General features: G+C 69.4%; 21 protein-coding genes and 1 tRNA gene. 9 read left to right on the forward strand and 13 right to left on the reverse strand.

Annotation, left to right across the window (positions count from 1 at the left end):
- Window positions 1-64 precede the first annotated feature (64 nt).
- Complete coding sequence (locus tag DFR74_RS15670) at window positions 65-493, forward strand: MarR family winged helix-turn-helix transcriptional regulator (RefSeq protein WP_067509726.1); 429 nt, start codon at window positions 65-67, stop codon at window positions 491-493.
- Between the two features lies 1 nt (window position 494).
- Here the strand turns inward: DFR74_RS15670 and DFR74_RS15675 are convergent, their stop codons facing one another.
- Together DFR74_RS15675 and DFR74_RS15680 are read right to left on the reverse strand one after the other, a co-directional pair.
- Window positions 495-1,373 carry a helix-turn-helix domain-containing protein gene (locus DFR74_RS15675; protein ID WP_067509724.1) on the reverse strand — a complete coding sequence of 293 codons (879 nt, stop codon included), beginning with the start codon at window positions 1,371-1,373 and terminating at the stop codon, window positions 495-497.
- Between the two features lie 223 nt (window positions 1,374-1,596).
- The gene (locus tag DFR74_RS15680; protein WP_067509722.1) at window positions 1,597-2,157 is read right to left on the reverse strand and encodes a DUF4282 domain-containing protein; all 561 of its coding nucleotides are present in this window, start codon (window positions 2,155-2,157) and stop codon (window positions 1,597-1,599) included.
- A gap of 257 nt (window positions 2,158-2,414) precedes the next feature.
- Here DFR74_RS15680 and DFR74_RS15685 point away from each other — a divergent pair, with 257 nt between their 5' ends.
- Window positions 2,415-2,897 (forward strand): hypothetical protein, encoded by a 483-nt coding sequence (locus DFR74_RS15685; protein WP_067509868.1) that lies wholly within the window; start codon window positions 2,415-2,417, stop codon window positions 2,895-2,897.
- Between the two features lie 183 nt (window positions 2,898-3,080).
- On the opposite strand, the gene DFR74_RS15690 is transcribed toward DFR74_RS15685, so the two are convergent.
- On the reverse strand, window positions 3,081-3,788 hold the full coding sequence (locus DFR74_RS15690; protein WP_067509720.1) for a hypothetical protein: 708 nt from the start codon (window positions 3,786-3,788) through the stop codon (window positions 3,081-3,083).
- A gap of 303 nt (window positions 3,789-4,091) precedes the next feature.
- Here DFR74_RS15690 and rfbB point away from each other — a divergent pair, with 303 nt between their 5' ends.
- On the forward strand, window positions 4,092-5,096 hold the full coding sequence (rfbB, locus tag DFR74_RS15695; RefSeq protein ID WP_067509718.1) for a dTDP-glucose 4,6-dehydratase: 1,005 nt from the start codon (window positions 4,092-4,094) through the stop codon (window positions 5,094-5,096).
- Window positions 5,097-5,104: 8 nt separating this feature from the next.
- On the opposite strand, the gene DFR74_RS15700 is transcribed toward rfbB, so the two are convergent.
- Window positions 5,105-6,730, reverse strand: coding sequence for a DUF2142 domain-containing protein (locus DFR74_RS15700; protein WP_232331762.1), 1,626 nt, complete (start codon window positions 6,728-6,730; stop codon window positions 5,105-5,107).
- The gene (locus DFR74_RS15705) at window positions 6,727-7,713 is read right to left on the reverse strand and encodes a glycosyltransferase (RefSeq protein ID WP_228789706.1); all 987 of its coding nucleotides are present in this window, start codon (window positions 7,711-7,713) and stop codon (window positions 6,727-6,729) included. Before DFR74_RS15705 ends, DFR74_RS15700 begins: the two co-directional genes overlap by 4 nt.
- A 41-nt stretch (window positions 7,714-7,754) precedes the next feature.
- Between DFR74_RS15705 and DFR74_RS37155 the strand changes: the two genes are divergently transcribed.
- Both DFR74_RS37155 and DFR74_RS15715 read left to right on the forward strand, forming a co-directional pair.
- The gene (locus tag DFR74_RS37155) at window positions 7,755-8,462 is read left to right on the forward strand and encodes a GtrA family protein (protein ID WP_084537714.1); all 708 of its coding nucleotides are present in this window, start codon (window positions 7,755-7,757) and stop codon (window positions 8,460-8,462) included.
- A gap of 145 nt (window positions 8,463-8,607) precedes the next feature.
- On the forward strand, window positions 8,608-10,506 hold the full coding sequence (locus DFR74_RS15715) for a glycosyltransferase (protein WP_067509716.1): 1,899 nt from the start codon (window positions 8,608-8,610) through the stop codon (window positions 10,504-10,506).
- A gap of 51 nt (window positions 10,507-10,557) precedes the next feature.
- On the opposite strand, the gene DFR74_RS15720 is transcribed toward DFR74_RS15715, so the two are convergent.
- The 7 genes from DFR74_RS15720 to DFR74_RS15750 all read right to left on the reverse strand — a co-directional run bounded on the left by DFR74_RS15720 (window position 10,558) and on the right by DFR74_RS15750 (window position 16,838).
- On the reverse strand, window positions 10,558-11,403 hold the full coding sequence (locus tag DFR74_RS15720) for an SDR family oxidoreductase (RefSeq protein ID WP_067509714.1): 846 nt from the start codon (window positions 11,401-11,403) through the stop codon (window positions 10,558-10,560).
- 156 nt (window positions 11,404-11,559) lie between these two features.
- Window positions 11,560-12,606 (reverse strand): ribosome small subunit-dependent GTPase A, encoded by a 1,047-nt coding sequence (gene rsgA / locus DFR74_RS15725; RefSeq protein ID WP_067509712.1) that lies wholly within the window; start codon window positions 12,604-12,606, stop codon window positions 11,560-11,562.
- 219 nt (window positions 12,607-12,825) lie between these two features.
- Window positions 12,826-13,269 (reverse strand): hypothetical protein, encoded by a 444-nt coding sequence (locus DFR74_RS15730; RefSeq protein WP_147265837.1) that lies wholly within the window; start codon window positions 13,267-13,269, stop codon window positions 12,826-12,828.
- Between the two features lie 57 nt (window positions 13,270-13,326).
- Window positions 13,327-14,322: a galactofuranosyltransferase GlfT1 gene (gene glfT1, locus DFR74_RS15735; protein ID WP_084537713.1), complete on the reverse strand. Its 996-nt coding sequence runs from the start codon at window positions 14,320-14,322 to the stop codon at window positions 13,327-13,329.
- On the reverse strand, window positions 14,319-15,149 hold the full coding sequence (gene wzt, locus DFR74_RS15740; protein ID WP_067509708.1) for a galactan export ABC transporter ATP-binding subunit Wzt/RfbE: 831 nt from the start codon (window positions 15,147-15,149) through the stop codon (window positions 14,319-14,321). The genes glfT1 and wzt overlap by 4 nt, the downstream gene beginning before the upstream one ends.
- Window positions 15,150-15,160: 11 nt before the next feature.
- Window positions 15,161-16,000, reverse strand: a complete 840-nt coding sequence (wzm, locus tag DFR74_RS15745) for a galactan export ABC transporter permease subunit Wzm/RfbD (RefSeq protein WP_067509707.1) — start codon at window positions 15,998-16,000, stop codon at window positions 15,161-15,163.
- A gap of 232 nt (window positions 16,001-16,232) precedes the next feature.
- Complete coding sequence (locus tag DFR74_RS15750; RefSeq protein ID WP_067509859.1) at window positions 16,233-16,838, reverse strand: bacterial proteasome activator family protein; 606 nt, start codon at window positions 16,836-16,838, stop codon at window positions 16,233-16,235.
- 234 nt (window positions 16,839-17,072) lie between these two features.
- Between DFR74_RS15750 and DFR74_RS15755 the strand changes: the two genes are divergently transcribed.
- Window positions 17,073-18,275, forward strand: coding sequence for a cysteine desulfurase-like protein (locus tag DFR74_RS15755; protein ID WP_067509705.1), 1,203 nt, complete (start codon window positions 17,073-17,075; stop codon window positions 18,273-18,275).
- Between the two features lie 14 nt (window positions 18,276-18,289).
- Here the strand turns inward: DFR74_RS15755 and DFR74_RS15760 are convergent, their stop codons facing one another.
- Entirely contained in the window at window positions 18,290-19,291 is a 1,002-nt protein-coding gene (locus DFR74_RS15760) for an NAD(P)H-quinone oxidoreductase (RefSeq protein ID WP_067509703.1), read from the reverse strand.
- Window positions 19,292-19,375: 84 nt separating this feature from the next.
- On the opposite strand from DFR74_RS15760, the gene DFR74_RS15765 reads away from it, so the two are divergent.
- The 3 genes from DFR74_RS15765 to DFR74_RS15775 all read left to right on the forward strand — a co-directional run bounded on the left by DFR74_RS15765 (window position 19,376) and on the right by DFR74_RS15775 (window position 21,195).
- Entirely contained in the window at window positions 19,376-20,551 is a 1,176-nt protein-coding gene (locus DFR74_RS15765) for a lactate 2-monooxygenase (RefSeq protein WP_067509701.1), read from the forward strand.
- A 124-nt stretch (window positions 20,552-20,675) separates the two neighbouring features.
- Entirely contained in the window at window positions 20,676-21,086 is a 411-nt protein-coding gene (locus DFR74_RS15770) for a MarR family winged helix-turn-helix transcriptional regulator (protein WP_084537739.1), read from the forward strand.
- Between the two features lie 24 nt (window positions 21,087-21,110).
- Window positions 21,111-21,195 (forward strand) — tRNA-Ser (locus DFR74_RS15775).
- Window positions 21,196-21,713 lie beyond the last annotated feature (518 nt).

The following is a 21,713-nucleotide window of genomic DNA, read 5'->3' on the forward strand; positions in this document are numbered from 1 at the left end:
CACATAAGATGCCAACACATAAAATGCCGTTGCATGGTTCAGGGGCGGGTACTAGGATGGCCCCATGTCGAAGCCGGTTCCGCAGGCGGTTCGGCGGGGCGAGGCGCCCGCCGAGCTGGTGGCCGAGTGGCGCGAGCTGCTCGAACGACATGCGGCCGTCAGCTGTGCGATGGAGAACGCGCTCCAGAAACGGCACGGCATCGGGCTCAGCGAATTCGAGACCATGGACCGGCTGGTCTGCGCGGATCAGGCCAAATGCCGGATGAGCGATCTGGCCGGCGAGATCCACCTGAGTCAGAGCGCGCTCTCCCGCGCGGTGGCCCGGCTGGAACGCGACGGCCTGGCCGAGCGCACCATGTGCGCCGACGACCGCCGCGCCCTGTTCGTCCAGCTCACCGCGAAGGGCCTGCGGTTGCACGCCGAGGCGCTGCCGACCCACCGCGAGGTGCTGCTCGAGACGTGGACCGGCGGCCGCGCCGAAACCTGCCGGTGAATTACGCCAGGGCGGCGCGCACCTCGTCCAGCAGCGGGCGCGCGTCCACGGCGGCCGCGGCGATACCGGCGAACGCCGCGCGGTACCTGTCGATCTCGAGATCCTTGTCGACGTAGACCGGGCCGGTGAACGACTCCACGTACACCACCGGCGGCTCGGCGGCCGCGCCCGCGCTGCCCTCGCCGAAACCGAGCAGCACGAACGGGCCCGATTCCAGACCCGGGTGGAATCCCGCGTCCGGCGGCACCGTGCGCAGCCGCACGTTCGGCAGGTCGCACATGCGCCGCAGGTGGTCGATCTGCGCGCCCGACACCTCGACGCCGCCGACCCGCCGCCACAGCACCGACTCGTCGATGATCGCGTCCAGTTGCACGGGCGCATCCGCGCGCGTGATGAGGTTCTGCCTGGTCATGCGCAGTTGTACGCGGCGGTCGACCAAGCCGGGGGAGGAGCCGGGGCGGCCCTCGGCCAGCACCGCGCGCGCGTAGTCCTCGGTCTGGAGAAGCCCCGGCACCAGGGCGTTTTCGAAGGTGGACAGCTGTAGTGCCGCCTCCTCGAGCCCGATGTAGATCTCGAAACTCTCGGGGATCGCGTCACCGTAGGTGGTCCACCACCCGCGCGCCTTGGTCTCCCTGGCCAGCGCGGTGAGCGGGCCGACCAGCTCGCTGGGCGCGCCGTAGATCTTGCACATGGCCTCCACGTCCAAGCTCCGCAGGGAGGTCTGCCCGGTCTCGATGCGCCAGATCTTGGCTTCCGACCACTCCAGGCGCTGAGCCGCCGTCCTGGTCGTCATCCCGGCACGGTTGCGCAGGTCCCGCAGGTGGCGGCCGAGCTGCCGGCGCGGCATGGTCGATCCGGTGGTTCCCTGCGGTAAAGCCATGCTTTCCCCCTTGCGAGCTCTGCGCCGAGGGCGACCGGCGATTCCTCCCGTGCCGCCGCTGCCGACGCTCGATTGTCCGAGCGGCCGACTGCCCCGTCCGCTCAAACAGCAAGTTTCACAGCGTATCTGAAAAAAACTATGTGAATCGACTCAGATACGTCATTGTCCGAACTGAGACAAAAAGGTTCGGTGCGGTCTGATTCGGGCAATTAAGCCTGATTGCTCACTTGCGCGGACCGCGCTTGCGGAAGCGCCAGAACTGGACCGCACGCACGTCCTCGGACAGCTGATTCACCGGTTCGGCCACATCCGAGAGCGCCTGGAACAGGTCGTCGGCCAGATCGCTGATGTGCTCCACCCGGGTTGCCAGACGTGAGGCGTTGACCAGGAACTCGAGCATCAGGCGCACCGCCGCGGCGATGGACAGGCCCAGCGGCAGCGCGATCAATCCGGCCAGCACGCCGAGCACGGCCGAGACCTGCCACATCCACACCGTCAGCGTGATCGGTACGGCGATCGCGAAGATCAGGCCGAGCATGTAGGTCAGCGGCAACAGGGTGCGGGTGGCGGTGCGCTGGAACTGCACATCGACCAGGGCGCGCGCGGCCTCCGCGCTCCACTGGCGGAAGGCGCGCGGGCTGCGGAACGGCTCGGCGGGCCGCTCGTCGTGCTCGGCGGCGCGGGTGAAGCGGCGGGTGGCCGATTCGCGCCATGCGAGCCACCGGGATTCGGGTTCGAACTCCTCCGGATCCGGGTCGGCGGCGGCGCTGGGTTCATCGGTCATAGCCGAATCCTCCCCGCATTCCGCGCCCCGAACCAGCCCACCGCCACCACACAGCGGCTTCCCAGCTCATCCCCAGGTTCGGGGGGCACATTCGAGCCCAGGCAGCGGCCGGATCGAGGACGACAGGACCCCGCCCGAATGAGACCTACTGCACAGTTCGGAAAAGTTCTGGCGAACGCGTAACGCTCGGGGCCCCGCCGCTCGATACGACCCATGAACGCAGGAACCCACGATCTATACGGGGAATGGAGAAAACAGTGCGCACCTCGTTTCCGACTTCCGTCTCAGCGGCCGACATCGACGCCGCTGCGCAGGACTACATCCAGCGCGGGTGGACGGTCGCCGAAACGGCCAACGGGATCTGCCTGATCACCGATGAGGACGTGTCCGGCATCGAGGTCAGCGGCGAGCTCGCGGGTGAGGTCCGGCGCTTCCTGCGCGCGAACAACCTGTCCGGCCCGGTGATCGAGTTCCCCGGCGCCGACCGTCGCGAGATCCACCTGGTGACCGGTCTGCGCAAGGCCGCGATGGCGCTCGAGGCGCTGCGCGAGGCCGGCGCGGTCGTGCACACCGACGGCGCGGGCATCCCGCTGCCGCCGAGCAAGATGTCGGCCGGTGCGGCCTGCTGGGGCGTCGCCCCGCACGAGGCCCGCTGGATCCCGCCGGTGGTGGCCCTGGCCGCGGCCGTGCGCTCGGCGGTCTCGCGCCGTCGCCCCCAGCTCACCAGCGTCGCCTGCTGAGGCGAGCCGCCCTGTAGCGACAGGGACGGCCCGCACTACCGGCCCTGAGAGACCGGCATCCGATTCCCGGATGCCGGTCTTCGCCGTTTCCGGAGGACGGACGAGGAGCCCCGCCGGTCTCCCGGCGGGGCTCCCAGTCCTCGCCGAAGCGAGCGAATTCAGTTGTGGAGACCGTCGATCCGCTTACTTGGCGGGCGGGGTGAACGGCTGGTTGATCGTCGTGAAGTACTGGATGGCCGCGCCGATCGCGACGGGACCCGTCACGAAGATCTGACCGGCGATGGTGCCCAGCGCGCCGACCGCCGCCGCGCCCGCGACGCAGCCCAGCAGCGCGCCGCCGATGAACGGGCCGAACAGGCCGACGATGGTGCCGCCGATGGCCGCCGCGCCCACGGCGCCGCCGGCCAGGCAGCCCACGGCCGCGCCACCGAGGCCGCCGACCAGGGTGCCGATGGTGGCGCCCATGGCGATGGTGCTGGTCATGCGGTTCCAGGCGGCCTGCTCGCGCTCGTATTCGGTCTTCCAGGGCGCCTGGTTCTCGTACGGCAGGGCGACCGGCTTGTAGACCGCCTTGTCCGGGGCGACCTGCGGGGTCAGGGTGGCGTTGCGGCCGGAGATCTCGGCGGCGATCGGGAACTCGAACTCGTCGATGCGCAGCTTCAGCGGGGTGCCGGCGACGGTGGTGCCGTCGGCGGCTTTGATCTTCAGCTCGTCGTCCTCGACGACGAGCGAGCCCACGTCGGTGGAGATGAGCGCCGAGGTCTCGGTCTGCTCGGCGGTGAAGTTGATGACGCCGTCGTGCTCGGCGGGGGCCGCGTTGACGGCGCCCGCGGTGACGCCGAGAGCGGCGATCAGCAGGGCCGAGGTGGCGGCGAATTTCCTCATCAGCATGTGTATTACCTCGATGTGCAGTGTTCGGAGGGGACTCGATGATCCAAATCGGGGCCAGCTATCGCGCGGTGAACTCGCTGTGTCCGTTGATTCAAATTCCGTTCACCGGCGCGCGGCCTCGATCGGTGGGTTCGCGGAAACATCCACCCCGGCAGTGCGTCAGCGGAGCGAACGAACCGGTCGCTCCGAGTCACCGCGGTTCGCGGAGATCGAAGTCACAATTCCCGTGTGTGCCCTCGGCGAATCAGCTCGTCGTCCGCCCGTCACTTCGGCGACGGGCGCGCGCCGACGTAGAGTCGGAACGTGCGATTGCTCGTAACCGGCGGCGCCGGATTCATCGGCGCGAATTTCGTCCAGCGGACCGTGACCGAACGGCCCGGCGTCACCGTCACCGTGCTCGACGCCCTCACCTACGCGGGCAATCGGGCCTCCCTCGATCCGGTCGCCGACCGCATCGATTTCGTGCACGGCGACATCGCCGATCTGGATCTGGTCGACGAATTGGTCAGCGGCGTCGACGCGGTGGTCCATTTCGCCGCCGAATCCCACAACGACAACTCCCTCGCCGAGCCGTGGCCGTTCGTGCAGACCAATATCGTCGGCACCTACTCGCTGCTCCAGGCCGTGCGCAGGCACGAGGTGCGCTACCACCACGTCTCCACCGACGAGGTGTACGGCGATCTGGGCGCGGGCGATCCCGCCTTCACCGAGTCGACGCCCTACAACCCGTCCAGTCCCTACTCGGCCACCAAAGCCTCCAGCGACATGCTGGTGCGCGCCTGGGCCCGCTCGTTCGGCGTGCGCGCCACCCTGTCGAATTGCAGCAACAATTACGGGCCGTATCAGCACGTCGAGAAGTTCATTCCGCGCCAGATCACCAACTTGATCGACGGTGTGCGCCCCCGCCTCTACGGCGCGGGCCATCAGGTCCGGGATTGGATTCACGTGGACGACCACAATCGCGCGGTCTGGGACATTCTGGACAAGGGACGGATCGGGCAGACGTATCTGATCGGCGCGAACGGCGAACTCGACAACAAGTCCGTCGTGCGCCTGCTGTTGGAGGCCTTCGGCCGCGATCCCGGCGATTTCGATCACGTCACCGACCGCCCCGGCCACGATCAGCGCTACGCCATCGACGCGACATTGTTGCGCACCGAATTGGGCTGGGCACCGCGCTACGCCGATTTCCGCGCCGGACTCGCCGACACCATTCGCTGGTACCGCGAGAACGAATCCTGGTGGCGCCCGCACAAGGCCGTCACCGAGCGCGCCTACGCCGAGGCGGGCGAGCGCACGCTCGGCTGAAGCCGGGCTCAGCCCCAGACGATCGTGGTGTACTTCGCCAGCGCGGCGAACAGCGCCACCACGGTCGCCACGATCACCGCGATGGCCGGGCCACGGGTGGGCGTGCGGCCCTGCGCGTCGGCCAGGCGCAACGGCATCCATCGCAGCAGCGCCGCGAACGCGACCAGCGCCAGCGGCACGAAGTAGCGCCCCTGCACACCGTCGATGATGTAGAAGCCGATCGGCGTGAACGACATGTACAGCGTCACATAGATCATCGCCACGCTCGCGGCGACGGTCAGCGCGACGACCAGCGTGCGGCGGAAGGTCGCGGTGTCCGGGTTCATCCGGTCGGCGACGCCCAGGCTCACCGCGAACGCGAACAGGCAGCACAGGATGGTCACGGCGGGGACGTCGATGTAGGCGAACCCGAGTTCGCCGAAGAACTGGGTGAACCAGCGCTGGTCGCGATAGATGATGCTGTCGCCGAACACGCGCACGAATCCGACCGGATCGCCGAGGATTTCGCCGAGCTGCTCGTCGGGCTTCACCGTGTACCACTGGTGCCGGGGGCGCATCAGGCTCATACCGTCGCCGGTGGGCGCGGCGATCTTCATCCACACCGCGAACGCCAGCGCGCCCACCGCCGCGAACGCCCACGGGACGAATCGCCAGACGCGGCCCGCGCGCTCGCCGAAGAACGCGAAGCGGTCGACGGGCACGACCACCACCAGCATCGCCAGCAGCACGTAGGTCGGTTTGCTCAGCGGCAGCAGCAGCGTGGCGCCCAGCAGCGCCACGGTCTCCGCGCGGTTGAGTGCGTTGCCCAGGAACACCGCCTTGACCAGCAGCGCCGACACCATGATCGCCAGCGCGTTGGTGAGCGTGTCGGCCGTGACGGTGCCCGCCTGGAACACCGCGATCGGCAGCACCGCCACCGTGAACGCCAGCCACTGCACCCGGTGCGCGCGCAGCGCGTAGAGGCCGAAGCCCACCACCAGCAGGTAGGCCAGCAGCCCGGCCAGGCGGGTGAGCAGCACGAGCCCGCCCACATCCGCGCCGGTCACCTCGGCGATCTTGATGCCGATGGCGGCGGGCACGTACGGGACGGCGGAGTAGGCGGCGGTATTGGTGAACCAGATCGGCCGCATCGGGGTGTCCAGGCTCGCCGACTCCAGCCGGTCGTAGGCGCCGGGATCGGCCACCATGCGGCCGGGTTCGGCCGGATTGTCCTGGTAGTCGCGGAACGCGTAGCCCATCAGCTCGTCGACGCTCGCGGGCACCTCGCCGCCGTAGGCGACGCCGCGATCGTCCTCGATCTCCTGCGGCAGGAAACCGCCCTGGGACACCTGGTAGGCGCGCCCGAACTGGGTGATCTCGTCGTGGCCCCAGAACGGCGGGGTGTACACGGCGAACAGCGCGCCGAAGACGGCGGCGATCACCGCGAACGCCACGGTGGCCGCGCCGAAGCGCTCGACCACGCCGCCCGCGACGCCGCGCACCTTGGCCGCCGCGGTCGGCGAGTCCTGCTGCGGCGCGGCGGTTTCGGACTCGGCGCGAGCCGGCGCGGGATCGTCCACGCGCGCCGAACCGTTGCCTGCGGCCGGATGCTCGGGGTCGTCCACGGTGGTACCGCGCTCGGCCGAGGCCGTCACCGCGCGTCCCCGGCCGCGTCACCGCCACGCGGGTCGTCCGCGCCGACCGCCGCGTAGCGCAGGTAGATCAGCCGGGCCGCCTCGTGGCGGGAACGGCGGATGCCGTCCAGGATCAGGCCCGCCGTCCAGGCCAGGCTGCCCAGCAGCAGCAGGGTGAAGCCGAGGAACAGGGTGGGGAAGCGCGGCACCTCGCCGGTGCGGGTGAACTCGATGACGATCGGGATGGTCAGCACGATCGACACCAGCCAGCTCAGCGTGCCGAACAGGCCGTAGAACGCGACCGGGCGCTCGTGGCGGGCCAGGCCGATGATCAGCGCCAGGATCTTGAAACCGTCGTGGTAGGTGCGCAGTTTGGATTCGCTGCCCGCCGGGCGATCGCGGAACCCGACCGGCACCGCGGTCTGGGGCACCCGCAGGTGCAGCGAGTGGACCGTCAGCTCGGTCTCGATCTCGAATTCGCGCGACACCGCGGGGAAGCTCTTCACGAACCGGCGCGAGAACACGCGGAAGCCGCTCAGCATGTCTTCGACGTTCTCGCCGAACACCTTGCCGACCACGCCGTTGAGCACCTTGTTGCCGGTCTCGTGCCCCGCGCGGTAGGCCGAGCCGCTCTCCTGGTCCTGCTTGCGCACGCCGAGCACGTGGTCGTACGGGCCGTCGAGCAGCGTCTTGATCATCAGCGGCGCGGCCGACGCCTCGTAGGTGTCGTCGCCGTCGATCATCAGGTACACGTCGGCCTCGATGTCGGCGAACGCGCGCCGCACCACATTGCCCTTGCCCTTGGTGTGCTCGTGACGCACGACCGCACCCGCCGCGCGCGCCAGCTCGGCGGTCCGGTCGGTGCTCAGATTGTCGTAGACATAGACGACGATGCCCGGCACGGCGGCCTGCAGGTCGGCGACGACCTTGGCGACCGAGGCCTCTTCGTTGTGGCACGGGACCACGGCGGCAATGCGAAGCTCGGTGGAATCCACCCGGGTCATTCCTCGAAGTCGGCGGTGAAGGGGAACACCGGGGAGGGTACATGGCGGTACCGGTCGCGCGCTCACCCGTGCCCGCGCCACGCTGGGGTACCGTCGCCCAGGTGTCCCACCCCGAGCAGTCCGCCGCGGCGCCCGAGCGCGTCCCCGAAACCGGGCGGGCCGATCCTCTCGTGAACGGCGCGCCCGTCGCGCCGCGTTCGACAGCTGCCCCCCGTACCGAGCCGGGGTCCGCCGAGCCGGGGTCGGACGAGCCGGTCGTCTCCGGTGCCTCGAATGCCGTCGCCGCGAAACAGCCCCTGCTTCCACGGCTGATCGCGGGACTGCGCAAAGCCGCGGCGTTCCTCGTGGTCGGCGCGATCGGGTTCCTGGTCGACGCGGGCACCTACAACGTGCTCGTGTTCTGGGGCGGCGAAGGGCCGATGCACGCCGCGCCGCTGCCGGCCAAGATCATCGCGATCGGCGTGGCGACCGTGGTGACCTACTTCGGCAACAAATGGTGGACCTACGGGCAGCAGCAGACCGACAACCCGGGCCGCGAATACCTGCTCTACGTCTTGATCAACGTCGTCGCCATCGGCCTGCAACTGGGCTGTCTCGGATTTTCCCGGTACGTGCTCGGTCTGTCGAGCCCGCTGGCCGACAACATCTCCGGCACGCTCATCGGGCAGATCGTCGCGGTCGTCTTCCGGTTCTGGGCCTACGACAAGTTCGTCTTCACCGGCAAATCGGCAAATGAACAGCAACAATAGTGAGGGCGATACCCCAGGTTCCTGGGCGGGCGCGCCGCCATAGCGGTTGATATCCTCGCTCCCGCCGCGCACGGTGGCCAGGGGCGCGTCCGCCCCGTCCGCCCGCTCGCCCCGTCGGCAAAGAAAATGAGGATTTCGAGGACTTATGGAGCAGTCGGCTACCAAGGCCGTTACCGAAACGAACGGCCGCGCGACCGTCGTCGCGCCGGCCTCGCTACGCGCCGACCATCGGGCCCCGGACCGTCTGGTCCTGCAGCGCGGCATCTTCACCGGCCCCTCGCCCCGGGTCAGCGACGAGCTCTACGCCGTGGTCAAGGGCCGTTCCACCCGTGAGCGGCAGGCGCTGCGCCTGGAAAAAGGCGCCACCGCGCACACCAACACCTACTTCGGCCGCTTCGCCGCCAGCTACTGGCAGCGCTGGACCACCGTCACCGAGGTGCGCGCCACGGTCACCCTCGAGGTGAAGGGCCTGGCCCGCGCCCGCCTGGTGGCCTCCGATATCGCGGGCCACCGCCGCATCATCGACTCCACCACCGTGAATTCCAGCGGCCCGATCACGCTGACCGCGCCGCTGGACCAGTACGTCGACGGCGGCGCGCTGTGGCTGGAGTTCGACGCCGCGGGCGGCGAACTCGGCCTCACCGATCTGGCCTGGACCGCCGTCGCCCCCGAGCGGGTGCGCCCCGTGGCCATCGCCATCTGCACCTTCAACCGCGCCGCCGACTGCGCCGAGACGGTCGCCGCGCTGGCCTCCGATCCCACCGTGCTCGGCGCCATCGACGCGGTCTACGTGGTGGACCAGGGCACCGACCTGGTGCAGGACCGGCCCCGCTTCCAGGAAGTGCTGCCGGTTTTCGGCGACAAGCTGCGCTACATCCGCCAGCCGAATCTGGGTGGCGCCGGCGGCTTCACGCGCGGGCTCTACGAGGTGTCTGCGGTGAACGAGCACGCCGACGTCATCCTCATGGACGACGACATCCTGTGCGAGCCGGAAACGGTGCTGCGGCTCAACGCGTTCGCCAACCTCACGGTGGAACCGACGCTGGTCGGCGCGCAGATGCTGTTCCTGCTCAACCCCGACTACCTCAACGTCGGCGCCGAAGAGGTGCACCTGCACGAGCTGCGGCACGGGCAGAAGGTGCCCAAGGCGCTGCGCAACACCAGCATGCTCAAGAAGAACCAGGAGCGCCGCGTCGACGCCGGCTACAACGCCTGGTGGACCTGCCTCATCCCGGCCGAGGTGGTCGCGCGGATCGGCCTGCCGATCCCGATCTTCTTCCAGTGGGACGACGTGGAGTACGGCATTCGCGCCCGCGAGCACGGTTTCGTGACGGTGACGCTGCCCAACGCGGCGGTGTGGCACGCCGACTTCTACTGGAAGGACTACGACGACTGGGCGCGCTACTTCAGCACGCGCAACTCGCTGGTGGTCGGCTCGCTGCACACCGATCTGGACGGCAAGAAGATCACCCGTCAGCTGTTCCGCAATATCGCCGAGCAGCTGGTCGGCATGCAGTACGGCCTGGTGCACACCACCCTGCAAGGCATCGAGGATTTCCTCGAGGGCCCGAAGGTGTTGCGCGACGGCGGTATCGAGGCGCTGGCGGCCGCGCGCACCAGCCGCAACGACTACCCCGAGACCATCAAGCATCCGGCCGCCACACCGCCGGTGCCCTCGGGTGAGATCCAGATCCGCCGCGCGGGCGGCGAGCCGAGCCGCGTCACGATGGTGCTGGTCAAGCGGGCCATCAACCAGTGGTTCGGCCGCACCCAGCACGGTCTGATCGGCGTCACCCGCGAGGACGCGCACTGGTGGCACGTCTCGCTGTTCGACCACGTGGTCGTCACCGACGCCTCCCAGTCGGGCGTGCGCGTCCGGCAGCGCGACAAGGCCCGCGCCCGCCAACTCCTGCGCCGCACGATCCGCGTCCTGCGCCGCCTGCGCCGCGAACTGCCCACCGTGCAGGAGCAGTACCGGGCTGCCATGCCCGAGCTCACCAGCCGAGAGAACTGGGAGCGCTTGTACGGAATCGACTCGAAGTAGTCGAAAAGCGATGCCCCGGAACACCTTTCGTGTTCCGGGGCATCGTGCTCACTACAGGAACAGATCTGTGGTCAGCGGTCCGTCGCCCGGGGTGACGCGGTACTTGTCGAGGTCGGTGATGCCGTGTGCGGCGAGGACGTCGTCGTCGATGAAGAAGTTGCCCGTCGTCTTCTCGGCGGGGGAAGTGAGGACCAGGTACGCGGCGTCGGCGTAGATGTCGGGGGTGCGGGAGGTGGCGACCATCTGCTCGCCGCCGAGCAGGTTGCGCACCGCGGCGGTGGCGATGGTGGTGCGCGGCCACAGCGAATTCACGCCGATGCCCTCGTTTTTCAGCTCCTCGGCCAGGCCGAGCGTGGTGAGCGACATGCCGTACTTGGCGATGGTGTAGCCCAGCGAGCCGCCCGCCCACTTGGGGTCGAGGTTCAGCGGCGGGGAGAGCGTGAGGATGTGCGGGTTGCGGCCGGCCTGTGCCGAGGCGCGCAGGTGCGGCAGGCTCAGTTTGGACAGCAGGAAGCTGCCGCGGCAGTTGATGTCCTGCATCAGGTCGTACTTCTTCATCGACAGCGCGCTGGTCGGCGAGAGGTCGATGGCGGAGGCGTTATTGACCACGATGTCGATGCCGCCGAAACGCTCGGCGGTCTGGCGCACCGCCTCGGCCACCGCGTCGTCGTCGCGGATGTCGCCGACGAAGGGCAGGACCTGTCCGCCCGCCTGCTCGAGTTCGGCGGCGGCGGTGTGGATGGTGCCGGGGAGCTTGGGGTGCGGCTGATCGGTCTTGGCGATCAGGGTGATGTTCGCGCCGTCGGCGGCCGCGCGCTTGGCGATCTCGAGCCCGATGCCGCGGCTGCCGCCCGACATGATGACCGTCTTGCCCGCGAGCGGCTTCGATTCCGTCATGGACGTGCTCCTTCGTCTGCGTGGCCGGACGGGTCACCGCCCGGAGGGCGCGCGGGCGAGCCCGCTGTACCCACAACTGTGCACAGTAGGCGCAGGGTCCGTCCATATGCAATGAGTTGCATAATGGTGGGCGGGACGAATCCCGCCCACCATTGGTCAGCGTCTCCCGCCGCGCTCCCGGTACATGCGCCGCTGGTGCTTGGCGATGTCCTTCCATACCTGTTCGCGCTCGGCCTGCAACCGCTTGTCGGTGCGGGCCCGCATCCATTCGTTCTCGCGGGCCAGCTTGCGGTAGCTCTCGAGCCGGCGCTCGGTCAGCGCGCCGCTCTCGATCGCCGCACGTACCGCGCACCCGGGTTCGCCGTTGTGCGCGCAATCGTGGAATCGGCAAGCGGCCGCGAGGGATTCGATATCGCTGAACGTCTTCTCGATCCCGTCGGCGGCGTCCCAGAGCCCGATCCCGCGCAGTCCCGGCGTGTCGATGAGGGTGCCGCCGCCGGGCAGCGGGCGCAGCTCCCGGTGCACGGTGGTGTGGCGGCCCTTCTTGTCGACCGAGCGAACGGCGTTGGTGGCGAACACATCCGCGCCGAGCAGCGCGTTGGCGAGGGTCGATTTGCCCGCGCCGGACGGGCCGATCAGCGCGACGGTGCCGTCGAGCACGGCCGCGAGCACGTCGAGGCCGTGGCCGCCGGTCGCGCTGACCGCCAGCACGGTGGCGCCGGGCGCGATCGCGCGCACCTCGTCGAGCGGAATATCCTGCGCCGCATCGGCTTTGGTGAGCACGACGACGGGTTGCGCACCGCTTTCCCAGGCCAGGGCGAGCATGCGCTCGATCCGGCCCAGGTCCACGTCGCCGTCGGCGGCGGTGCAGATGAGCACCGTGTCGACGTTGGCGGCGAGCACCTGGCCCTCCGAGCGCCGCGACGCGGTGGAGCGCACGATCGCCGACCGGCGCGGCAGCACCGCGCGGACGGTCAGGCGCGCGTCCACGCCCACCCAGTCGCCGGTGCACAGCCCGCTGGGCTCGGCGTCGGGACGCGGACAGGTGGCGCGCGCGGGCCCGTCGGGCGTCACCACATCGCATTCGCTGCGATCCATGCGCACCACGCGCGCGGGCACACAGCCCTCGTCGAGGTGCGGCGCGTACTGATTGGCTACGGCTTCGGTCCAGCCGTAAGGGACGAGCAGGTCGTAGTCGACCATGATGGGGGAGTCCTTCGTTGGGCGCGGAGCCCGGAAGAAGGGCTCAGCGCGAGGAGAGGGAGGCGGAATCCGGTGCGGCGGCACGCGACAGCGCGGCGCACGCGGGCACGACAACGGCAACGTACGTCGTCACGATCCACCTCCCTCTCGACTCGGCCCGGCTCACGCCGGGATGCCCCACACGCTGCCAGACCAGCCCTGGCGCGGCAACCTGTTTTCCTACAGGGCGACCGCTACGCCAGCGGCGAGCACGAGGATCACCGCGAGCACGGCCCACGCGACATACATGACCACCACACCGGGCGTGGGCTGGGGCTCGGGGCCGAGGGCGCCGTTCAGCCAGACCTGCGCGGGTGCGCGGTAGTACACCCGGGTCGTGTGTCCCTCGATGACCGGGACGTAGGCGACGGCATTGCCGTACTCCATACCCAGCTGGCTCATGCCCGCGATCACCTGGTGCTGCCCCGCGGGCCCCGGCACCGCGTTCGTGCCCCACCGGGCCTGCGGCAGCGGATAGCCGTTCACGCGCAGCACGGGTTTGATGCCGATCTGCAGTGCCATCCTGGTCATCTCGACCGTCAGGCCCGTCGGCCCCGGCTCGAAGCGGAATTCGGGTGTCCCCGAGGGCATCTGCGCACGATTCACCCTGCCGGGATCGGTCACGGCACCTCCTCTTGCTCGGCGCACGAGTGTACCGGCGCCACGCCGACCGGGCCCGGCCTACTTCTCCGGCTTGCCGAACTGCTCGTTGCGGCCGAGCGAGCGCAGGTGGAACCACTCGCGCAGGCCCGCCGGGTCGCGCCGGGTGACGAGGAAGAACCAGGAGAAGCGAATCCACTCCTGTGGCAACAGCTTCCGCATTCCGGGCTGGGACATCAGGTAGCCGCGGTTGCGGTAGGTGAAGTAGCGCTTGACCGGATCGTCGGGATACTGGGTGTGCATGCGCCCGCCCAGGATCGGCTTGAACTCCGCCGCCCCGTTCGGGTGCAGGTAGGCCGTCTGCAGACAGGTGCCGAACGGCAGGCCCGAGCGCACCAGGCGCCGGTGCACCTCCACCTCGTCGCCGCGCACGAACAGCCGCAGATCGGGCACGCCGATCAGGTCCACCGCCCGCGCGGCGATCAGCGCGCCGTTGAACAGCGACGCGATGCCGGGCAGGAAATCGTCGTCGCCCAGCTCCGAGCGCTTGCGCCGCCACACCACACCGCGCCGCAGCGGGAAGGCCAGGCGGTCGGGATCGTCGATATCGCAGACCACCGGCGAGACCTCCGCCAGCCCGTGGCGCTCGGCGCAGTCGAGCAGGGTGGCCAGCACCTGGTCGCCGTCGGGGCGGCCGTCGTCGTCGGCCAACCACACCCAGTCCGCGCCCTGGCTGAGCGCGTGCAGGATGCCGAGCGCGAAACCGCCCGCGCCGCCCAGGTTGTGCGCCGACCCCAGGTAGGTGGTCGCCACCGGCTGCTGCTCGACCAGCTCGGCGACCTCGGGCTCGTTGCCGTTGTCGATCACGATCAGGTGGTCCACCGGACGCGACTGAGAGGCGAGCACTTTCAGCGATTCGGCGAGCAGCTCACGCCGCTTGTGGGTGACCACGACGGCCACCACTTTCGCGGTCGGGCCGGTATCGGCCGGAACCCAGTCCACCGCGGGCGCGGTCGAGTCGGCCGGGGCGTGGTCCCCAGCGGTGATGGGGGCGTCCTGCCCGGCCGGGGAGTTCATGCGTTGTTCCGCTCCAGTTCTCGTTCGCTGCCGTCGCGTTCGGCCGCCAATTCCTTCAGCACGGTCGCGACGTGATTCCCGGCGTCGGGCCCCTCGTACGCGCGCACCACGTCTTCGATGCCGCCGCGCTCCCGGATGCGACCGTGATCGATCCACAGCGCCGAATCGCAGAGTTGGGCGAGGAATTCGTTGGAATGGCTGGCGAACACCAGAATGCCAGAACGCGCGACGAGTTCCTGCAGGCGCAGCCGCGCTTTCTTCATGAATTCCGCGTCCACCGCGCCGATGCCCTCGTCGAGCAGCAGGATCTCCGGGTCGATGGAGGTGACCACGCCCATCGCCAGGCGCACCCGCATACCGGTGGAATACGTGCGCAGCGGCATCTGGAGGTATTCGCCGAGTTCGGTGAAATCGGCGATCTCGTCGATCTTGGCGAGCATCTGCTTGCGCGTCTGCCCGAGGAACAGGCCGCGGATGATGATGTTCTCGTAGCCGGAGATCTCCGGGTCCATGCCGACGCCGAGGTCGAATACCGGCGCCACCCGGCCCTGGATGCGGGCGCTGCCGCGGGAGGGTTCGTAGATGCCCGCCAGCAGGCGCAGCAGCGTCGATTTGCCCGCGCCGTTGTGGCCGACCAAGCCGATCCGGTCGCCCTCCTTCAGCGAGAGCGTGATGTCGCGCAGCGCCTCGACCACCACCACATCGGACTGGTTGCGCCCGATCGCGCCGCCCGCTTTCCCCAGGAAGGCCTTCTTCAGCGAGCGCGATTTGGCGTCGAAGATCGGAAATTCGACCCACGCGTCATGGGTTTCGATACTCACACTCATCGCGGCGGCTCCTACACCCAGTACGGTACGCGCGAACGGTACTTCTTCATGGCGACCAGGGCGAGAATCCAGCCGACCACGGTGATGACGCCGACGATCACCCAGTGCCGCAGCGCCTGCGGTTCACCGAGCAGCGGGGCGCGCACGATCTCCAGGTAATGGAAGGTGGGGATGATCTCCACCAGCCGGGCCCGGTCGCTCGCGCCGCCGATCTGATCTTCGAGCGTCTTGGTGGTCCACATGACCGGCGTCAGCACGAACAGCATCAGCGTCATGCTGCCCAGAATCGGCGCGATATCGCGGTAGCGGGTGCTGAAGATGCCGAACAGGATCGACACCCACATCGAGTTGAGGAAGATCAATCCGATCGCGGGTATCGCCAGCAGGCTCGCCCAATGCAGGTTGCGCCAGACCCCGAACGCGACCAGCAGCACGAAATAGATGCCGACGTTGTGGATGAAGAACAGGAACTGCCGCCACACCAGCCGGTACACGTGCACGCTCAACGCCGAGGGCAGCTGTTTGATCAGGCCCTCGTTGGCGATGAACACCTCCGAACCCTCGAGGATGCTCGCGCTGATCACGTACCAGAAGATCAGGCCGACGGTCACGTAGGGCAGGTACTCGCGCAGCGGCTGGCCGAGCAGGGTGGCGTAGAGGATGCCCATCGCCGCGGCCTGCACGGCGGTGGCGATGGTGATCCAGAACGGGCCGAGCACCGAGCGCCGGTAGCGCTGCTTGATGTCCTGCCAGCCCAGCGAGAGCCACAGTTCGCGCTGCCCGAAGCCGTCGCGCATGTCCTTGAACGCGCGCCGCCAGGTCTGCGAATCCGAGGCCGGGGGCGTGCTCATCCGGCCCGCCGACTCCTCGGCGGTCGCGGCATCGGCACCCGGACTCTGATCTGACGACACTGGGCTCACTTCGGGACTATTGCTCTCTTCGTGACTTTCGCTCTCATCGGGGCGCGGCGTACTCACGTCGGCGTCGGTACGAGCGGCTGCGGAGGGCACGGTGGTCGAGACTACCTGGGGCACCGTCCCCGAGGTCCGCAGGTACACGCCGGACCGGGCCGCGAACAGCTGGTTACAGGTACTGTCCGGACCCGCCCGTGACGTGATCGGCCCGGCCGCCGCGCGGGTCGACCGCGTGCATCCCCGGCGGCAGCGCGCCCTGGCGCATCTGCTCGAGCTGGGCCCGCGCGGCCATCTGCTGGGCGAACAGCGCGGTCTGGATGCCGTGGAACAGGCCCTCCAGCCAGCCGACCAGCTGGGCCTGGGCGATGCGCAGCTCCGCGTCGGAAGGCACCGCGTCGTCGGTGAACGGCAGCGTCAGGCGCTCCAGCTCGTCGCGCAGCTCGGGGGCCAGGCCCTGTTCGAGCTCGCGCACCGAGGACTTGTGGATCTCCTTGAGGCGGCTGCGGCTGGCGTCGTCCAGGGGGGCGGCGCGCACCTCTTCGAGCAGCTGCTTGATCATGGTGCCGATCCGCATCACCTTGGCCGGCTGTTCCACCATGTCGGCCAGCGATTCGCCGCCGTCCTCGCGCTCGCTCGCCTCGCCTGCGGGTTCGTCGTCGTCCGCGATCACCTGTCCGGTCAGGGGCGTGCCGTCCGCGCCGGCGGGGATGGCGAGCGGCCTGCCGTCGGGACCGACCACGACGATGGATTCGGGTGCCTCATCCGGATGCGTCATGGTCCCCATCATGTCGCGTTGTCGTCCGGCGCGCTAACGCCGGTCGCGGCGGCCCCCGCTGCCGCGCTCGCGGCGCGCGACTATTCTGTCCGGGTCCGTGTGGTTCGGATTTCCCTGAAGGTCGGTTGCCATGCTGATTCCCGGTTCGCGCCGTCGCCGCGCGCCGCTTCCGCGTGCGATCGGGGTGTGCGACGCGGTTACACGGCATCGCCGGATGCCCTTAGAGTGGCCAGCATGACTTACGACGTCGCGAGGGTTCGGGGCCTGATACCGTCCCTGGGCGACGGCTGGATCCACCTCGATCCGCAGGCGGGCATGCTCGTCCCGGACGCGGTATCCCGCGCCGTGTCAACGGGTTTCCGCACGTCGTCGTTCTCCCACATCGGCCGCCACTCCGCCTCGGCCCGCAGTGCCGCCATTCTCGACGCCGCCCGCGAGGCCGTCGCCGACCTGGTCGGCGGCGATCCGGCCGGGGTGGTGCTCGGCCCCGACCGCGCGGTGCTGCTGGCCTGGCTCGCGGAATCGCTGAGCTCGCGCCTCGGGCTCGGGACCGGCATCGTGCTGTCCCGCCTGGACGACGAGGCCAACGTCGCGCCGTGGCTGCGCATCGCCAACCGCTACGGCGCGCACGTGCGCTGGGCGGAGGTCGAGATCGAGACCTGCGAGATGCCGTCCTGGCAGTTCGAGGAGCTGATCGGGCCGACCGCCCGGCTGGTCGCGCTCACCGCGGCCTCACCCATCGTCGGTTCCGCGCCCGCGGTGCGGGTGGCCGCGGACCGCGTGCACGAGGTGGGCGGTCTGCTGGTGGCCGACGCGTTCGGCGCGGCGCCGTACGCGCTCATCGACATCGACGAACTCAACGCCGACGTGGTGGCGCTCAGCGCGCCCGCGTGGGGCGGCCCGCAGATCGGCGCACTGGTGTTCCGCGATCCGGCGTTCCTGGACCGCATCCCGTCGATGTCGCTGAACCCCTACGCCAAGGGGGCTGAACGGCTCGAGGTGGGCGGGCACCAGTACGCGCTGCTGGCGGGGCTCACCACGTCCATCGACTTCCTCGCCGGGCTGGACGAACGCGCCACCGGCACCCGCCGCGAGCGGCTGGAGATCTCGATCACCTCGCTGCAGGACTACCACGACCAGCTGTTCGAGCACCTGATGGACACGCTCGACAAGATCCCCGAACTCACCGTCATCGGCCGCGCCTCCACCCGCATCCCCACCGTCAGCTTCACCATGGCGGGGATGCAGGCGGAGAAGATCGCCGCCAAACTCGCCGACGCCCGCATCGGCACGCTCAGTGGCGTGCACGGCGGCAGCAGGCTGCTCGACGCGCTGGGCGTCAACGACGAGGGCGGGGCGGTCACGGTGGGACTCGCGCCGTACACGACGAAGTTCGAGATCGATCAGCTGGGGCGGGCGCTGTCGGCGCTGGAGTGAACGGGCGCGCCCCCTCACTCCTCGCGTACGCGCAGCACGACCTTGCCGAAGGTGCCCGAGCCGTCCAGCAGGCGGTGGGCCTCGGCCGCCTCGGTGATCGGCAGCTCGGCGTGCACCACCGGCACGATCTGGCCCTCCGCGATCGCGGGCCACAGTTGCCCGCGCACCTGCGCGACGATCTCGGCCTTGCTGCCGGTGCCGACGGCCGGGCGGTTGCGCACGTTCGTCGCGTGCACGGTGCCCCACTTGCCCAGCAGCGCGGCCAGATTCAGCTCGCCCTTGACCCCGCCCTGCATCCCGATCACCACCAGGTGCCCGTGCGGGGCGAGCGCGTCGACGTTCCGGGAGAGGTACGCCGCGCCCATGATGTCGAGGATGATGTCGGCACCCGGCCCGCCCAGCCCCTGCTCCGCGCGCACGACCTCCACGAAGTCGCGCTCGCGATAGTTGATCAGCACGCTCGCCCCCAGCTCGGCGCACCGCGCCAGCTTCTCGTCCGAGCCCGCTGTCACCGCCACCCGCGCGCCGCGCCGCGTCGCCACCTGGATCGCGTGCGTGCCGATCCCGCTGCCGCCGCCGTGGATCAGCACCAGCTGCCCGGCGTGCAGCCCGGCGGTCATCACCAGGTTCGACCACACCGTCACCGCCGCCTCCGGCAGCGCCGCCGCCGCGGCCAGATCCAGGCCGTCCGGCACCGGCAGCACCTGCGTGGCGGGCACCGCGACCCGCTCGGCGTACGCGCCGCCGGAGAGCAGCGCGCACACCCGGTCGCCGACCCGCCAGTCCCGCACCCCGTCGCCGAGTTCGGCGATCACGCCCGAGCACTCCAGCCCCAGGATCTCGCTCGCCCCGGCGGGCGGCGGATACATCCCGCGCCGCTGCAAGAGGTCGGCGCGGTTCACGCCCGCCGCCACCACGTCGATCAGCACCTCGCCGTGCGCGGGCGCCGGGTCGGGGCCCTTGCCCCACTCCATCACCTCGGGCCCGCCGACACCGTTCAGCTCCATCGCGCGCATCACCCCATACTGCCCGCGCCACACCGTGTCCGAAACGCCCGGCAACGGTGCGGGAAATCTCACAACGGACTAGCGTTCCGGAGCGTGAGCAGCTTCATCGACTTCCAGAACGAGATCTATCTGGGCGGACTCGGCGGCGCGCTACCCGAATTGCCCATGACGGCGGCGGGTTTGGAGCAGCGCGCGGCCGAGGTGCTCGGGGAAGCCGAATTCGCGTACGTCGCGGGCAGCGCGTCGGCGGAGCGCACCGCCGCCGCCAACCGCGCCGCGTTCGACAAGTACCGGATCGTGCCGCGGATGCTGCGCGGCACCACCGGGCCCGGCGCGCGCGATCTGTCGGTGGAGGTGCTCGGCACCCGGCTGGCCGCGCCGGTGCTCACCGCGCCCATCGGCGTGCTGGAGCTGATGCACGAGCGCGGCGAGGTGATCGTCGGCGAGGTCACCAAGGAACTCGGCATCGGCGACGTGCTGTCCACGGCGTCGTCGTCGACCATCGAGGAGGTGGGCGCGGCCGCGGGCGAGTGGTGGTACCAGCTGTACTGGCCCAATGACCACGAGCTGGCGCGCTCGTTCGTGGAGCGGGCCGAGCGCGCGGGCGCCAAGGCCATCGTCGTCACCGTCGACACGCCCACGCTGGGCTGGCGCCCGCGCGACCTCGAACTGGCGCACCTGCCGTTCCTGCACGGCAAGGGCATCGCCAACTACCTGTCCGATCCGGTGTTCCGCGCCAAGCTGCCCGCGCCGCCGGAGGAGAGCGAGGACGCGATGCGCGTCGCGATCCTCACCTGGGTCGGCCTGTTCGGCAACCACACGCTGCGCCCCGCCGACCTGACGCACCTGCGCGAATGGACCGATCTGCCGATCGCGGTGAAGGGCATCCTGCACCCCGACGACGCCCGCCAGGTGGTGGACGCGGGCGCCGACGCGGTCGTCGTGAGCAACCACGGCGGCCGCCAGGTCGACGGCTCCATCGCCGCGCTGGACGCGCTGCCCGCCGTGGCAGCGGGCGTCGGCGACCGCGCCGACGTGCTGTTCGACTCCGGCGTGCGCACCGGCTCCGACGTGCTCATCGCGCTGGCGCTCGGCGCCAAGGCGGTGCTGTACGGCAGGCCCTACGCCTACGGTCTCGGCATCGCGGGCCGGGCGGGGGTGAAGCACGCGCTGCGGTTGCTGCTCGCCGATTTCGATCAGGCGCTGGGGCTTTCGGGATGCGCGAGTCCCGCGGAACTGTCGAGGTCGATGATCTCGGTGCTGCGCTGACGGAAGCGATTTTCCCAGTTCACACCCGCTTTAGAATGATCAAGTGCATCCAGAACAGACTGGTCGTCCGCTCACCGAACCGCGCTGGCTGACGCCGGCGCAGCAGCGGGCCTGGCGGGCCTACATGGACGGCCACCAACGCCTGATGACCGCGCTCAACCGGCAGCTGCAACGCGACAGCGATCTCAGCCTGCCCGAATATCGCATCCTGGTGCTGCTCTCCGAGGCCCCCGGCCGATCGCTGCGCATGAGCGAACTCGCCGACGGCGTGCTCTCCTCCCGCAGCAGGCTCACCCACCAGATCCGCCGCATGGAGGCCCAGGGCATGGTCCGGCGCAACACCGTCGTCGAGGACGGCCGCGGCGTGCGCGCCGAACTCACCGACGAGGGCCTGCGCCGCCTCGCCGCCGCCGCGCCAGGCCACGTCGAAGCCGTCCGCCGCGACTTCATCGACCCCCTCACCCCCGACCAACTCGACCTGGTCGGCGAGATCTTCGCCCGCATCGACCGCGTCATCGATGCGCGCGGCGACTGACCCGTCCGTTACTATCGGGGCCCTGGAGACGTGGCAGAGCGGCCGAATGCACTCGCCTTGAAAGCGAGCGTCGCGAGAGCGACCGGGGGTTCAAATCCCTCCGTCTCCGCTCAGAAGCTCACGCGTCAGTGGACTCTTGGGCAGTCGACCAAACGTGACCGCTGTTGTAGCCGCCGCTTGGCGAGCTGTGGAAGAAATCTCCACGACATGGCTGGCGCGGTTCAGGGTGTACCTATCGCTGGTTTGTTGTCATGTTCTGTGCGAGTAGTGTTCAGCCCTATTTACATTCACAATCAGACGTCTACATCTTGGATGACTCTAATCGAGGACTCGTTCTAGGTATCCGCCTGTCAGGAGCGTTAGGCGTGGGTGTTTTGCCAGGTTGGGAGGTTACATCCTGAGTTCACTCGATACTTTTCAGCTATGGACACAAGTGAATGCCGTGCTTCAAAGGCCCTCATCCCCGCTCGTGGCGTGGTACAACGATGTCCTGATGAGTAACCTCGAACATGACCTGCTTGGAGGTCTGGGTGGTCAAGTCCAAATGCGTGGTGTATCGAAGTGATCGCCGCGTGACCGCTGCCGGTCAGGCGGTCAACGCTGCGGGATCCTCCTGTTCATCGCTGG

This window comes from Nocardia puris (assembly GCF_003315035.1).
GTDB classification, from domain to species: domain Bacteria; phylum Actinomycetota; class Actinomycetes; order Mycobacteriales; family Mycobacteriaceae; genus Nocardia; species Nocardia puris.

What these genes read in the sequence shown, in the direction of transcription:
- rsgA (WP_067509712.1), bottom strand. Translation starts at nt 12,606, where the DNA reads ATGGTCGACTACGACCTGCTCGTCCCTTACGGCTGGACCGAAGCCGTA.
- DFR74_RS15770 (WP_084537739.1), top strand. Translation starts at nt 20,676, where the DNA reads ATGGACGGCCACCAACGCCTGATGACCGCGCTCAACCGGCAGCTGCAA.
- DFR74_RS37155 (WP_084537714.1), top strand. Translation starts at nt 7,755, where the DNA reads ATGGCGGTACCGGTCGCGCGCTCACCCGTGCCCGCGCCACGCTGGGGT.
- DFR74_RS15705 (WP_228789706.1), bottom strand. Translation starts at nt 7,713, where the DNA reads ATGACCCGGGTGGATTCCACCGAGCTTCGCATTGCCGCCGTGGTCCCG.
- DFR74_RS15720 (WP_067509714.1), bottom strand. Translation starts at nt 11,403, where the DNA reads ATGACGGAATCGAAGCCGCTCGCGGGCAAGACGGTCATCATGTCGGGC.
- DFR74_RS15750 (WP_067509859.1), bottom strand. Translation starts at nt 16,838, where the DNA reads ATGACGCATCCGGATGAGGCACCCGAATCCATCGTCGTGGTCGGTCCC.
- DFR74_RS15715 (WP_067509716.1), top strand. Translation starts at nt 8,608, where the DNA reads ATGGAGCAGTCGGCTACCAAGGCCGTTACCGAAACGAACGGCCGCGCG.
- DFR74_RS15690 (WP_067509720.1), bottom strand. Translation starts at nt 3,788, where the DNA reads ATGCTGATGAGGAAATTCGCCGCCACCTCGGCCCTGCTGATCGCCGCT.
- DFR74_RS15680 (WP_067509722.1), bottom strand. Translation starts at nt 2,157, where the DNA reads ATGACCGATGAACCCAGCGCCGCCGCCGACCCGGATCCGGAGGAGTTC.
- wzt (WP_067509708.1), bottom strand. Translation starts at nt 15,149, where the DNA reads ATGAGTGTGAGTATCGAAACCCATGACGCGTGGGTCGAATTTCCGATC.
- DFR74_RS15760 (WP_067509703.1), bottom strand. Translation starts at nt 19,291, where the DNA reads ATGCGCGCGATGGAGCTGAACGGTGTCGGCGGGCCCGAGGTGATGGAG.
- DFR74_RS15755 (WP_067509705.1), top strand. Translation starts at nt 17,073, where the DNA reads ATGACTTACGACGTCGCGAGGGTTCGGGGCCTGATACCGTCCCTGGGC.
- glfT1 (WP_084537713.1), bottom strand. Translation starts at nt 14,322, where the DNA reads ATGAACTCCCCGGCCGGGCAGGACGCCCCCATCACCGCTGGGGACCAC.
- wzm (WP_067509707.1), bottom strand. Translation starts at nt 16,000, where the DNA reads ATGAGCACGCCCCCGGCCTCGGATTCGCAGACCTGGCGGCGCGCGTTC.
- DFR74_RS15670 (WP_067509726.1), top strand. Translation starts at nt 65, where the DNA reads ATGTCGAAGCCGGTTCCGCAGGCGGTTCGGCGGGGCGAGGCGCCCGCC.
- DFR74_RS15675 (WP_067509724.1), bottom strand. Translation starts at nt 1,373, where the DNA reads ATGGCTTTACCGCAGGGAACCACCGGATCGACCATGCCGCGCCGGCAG.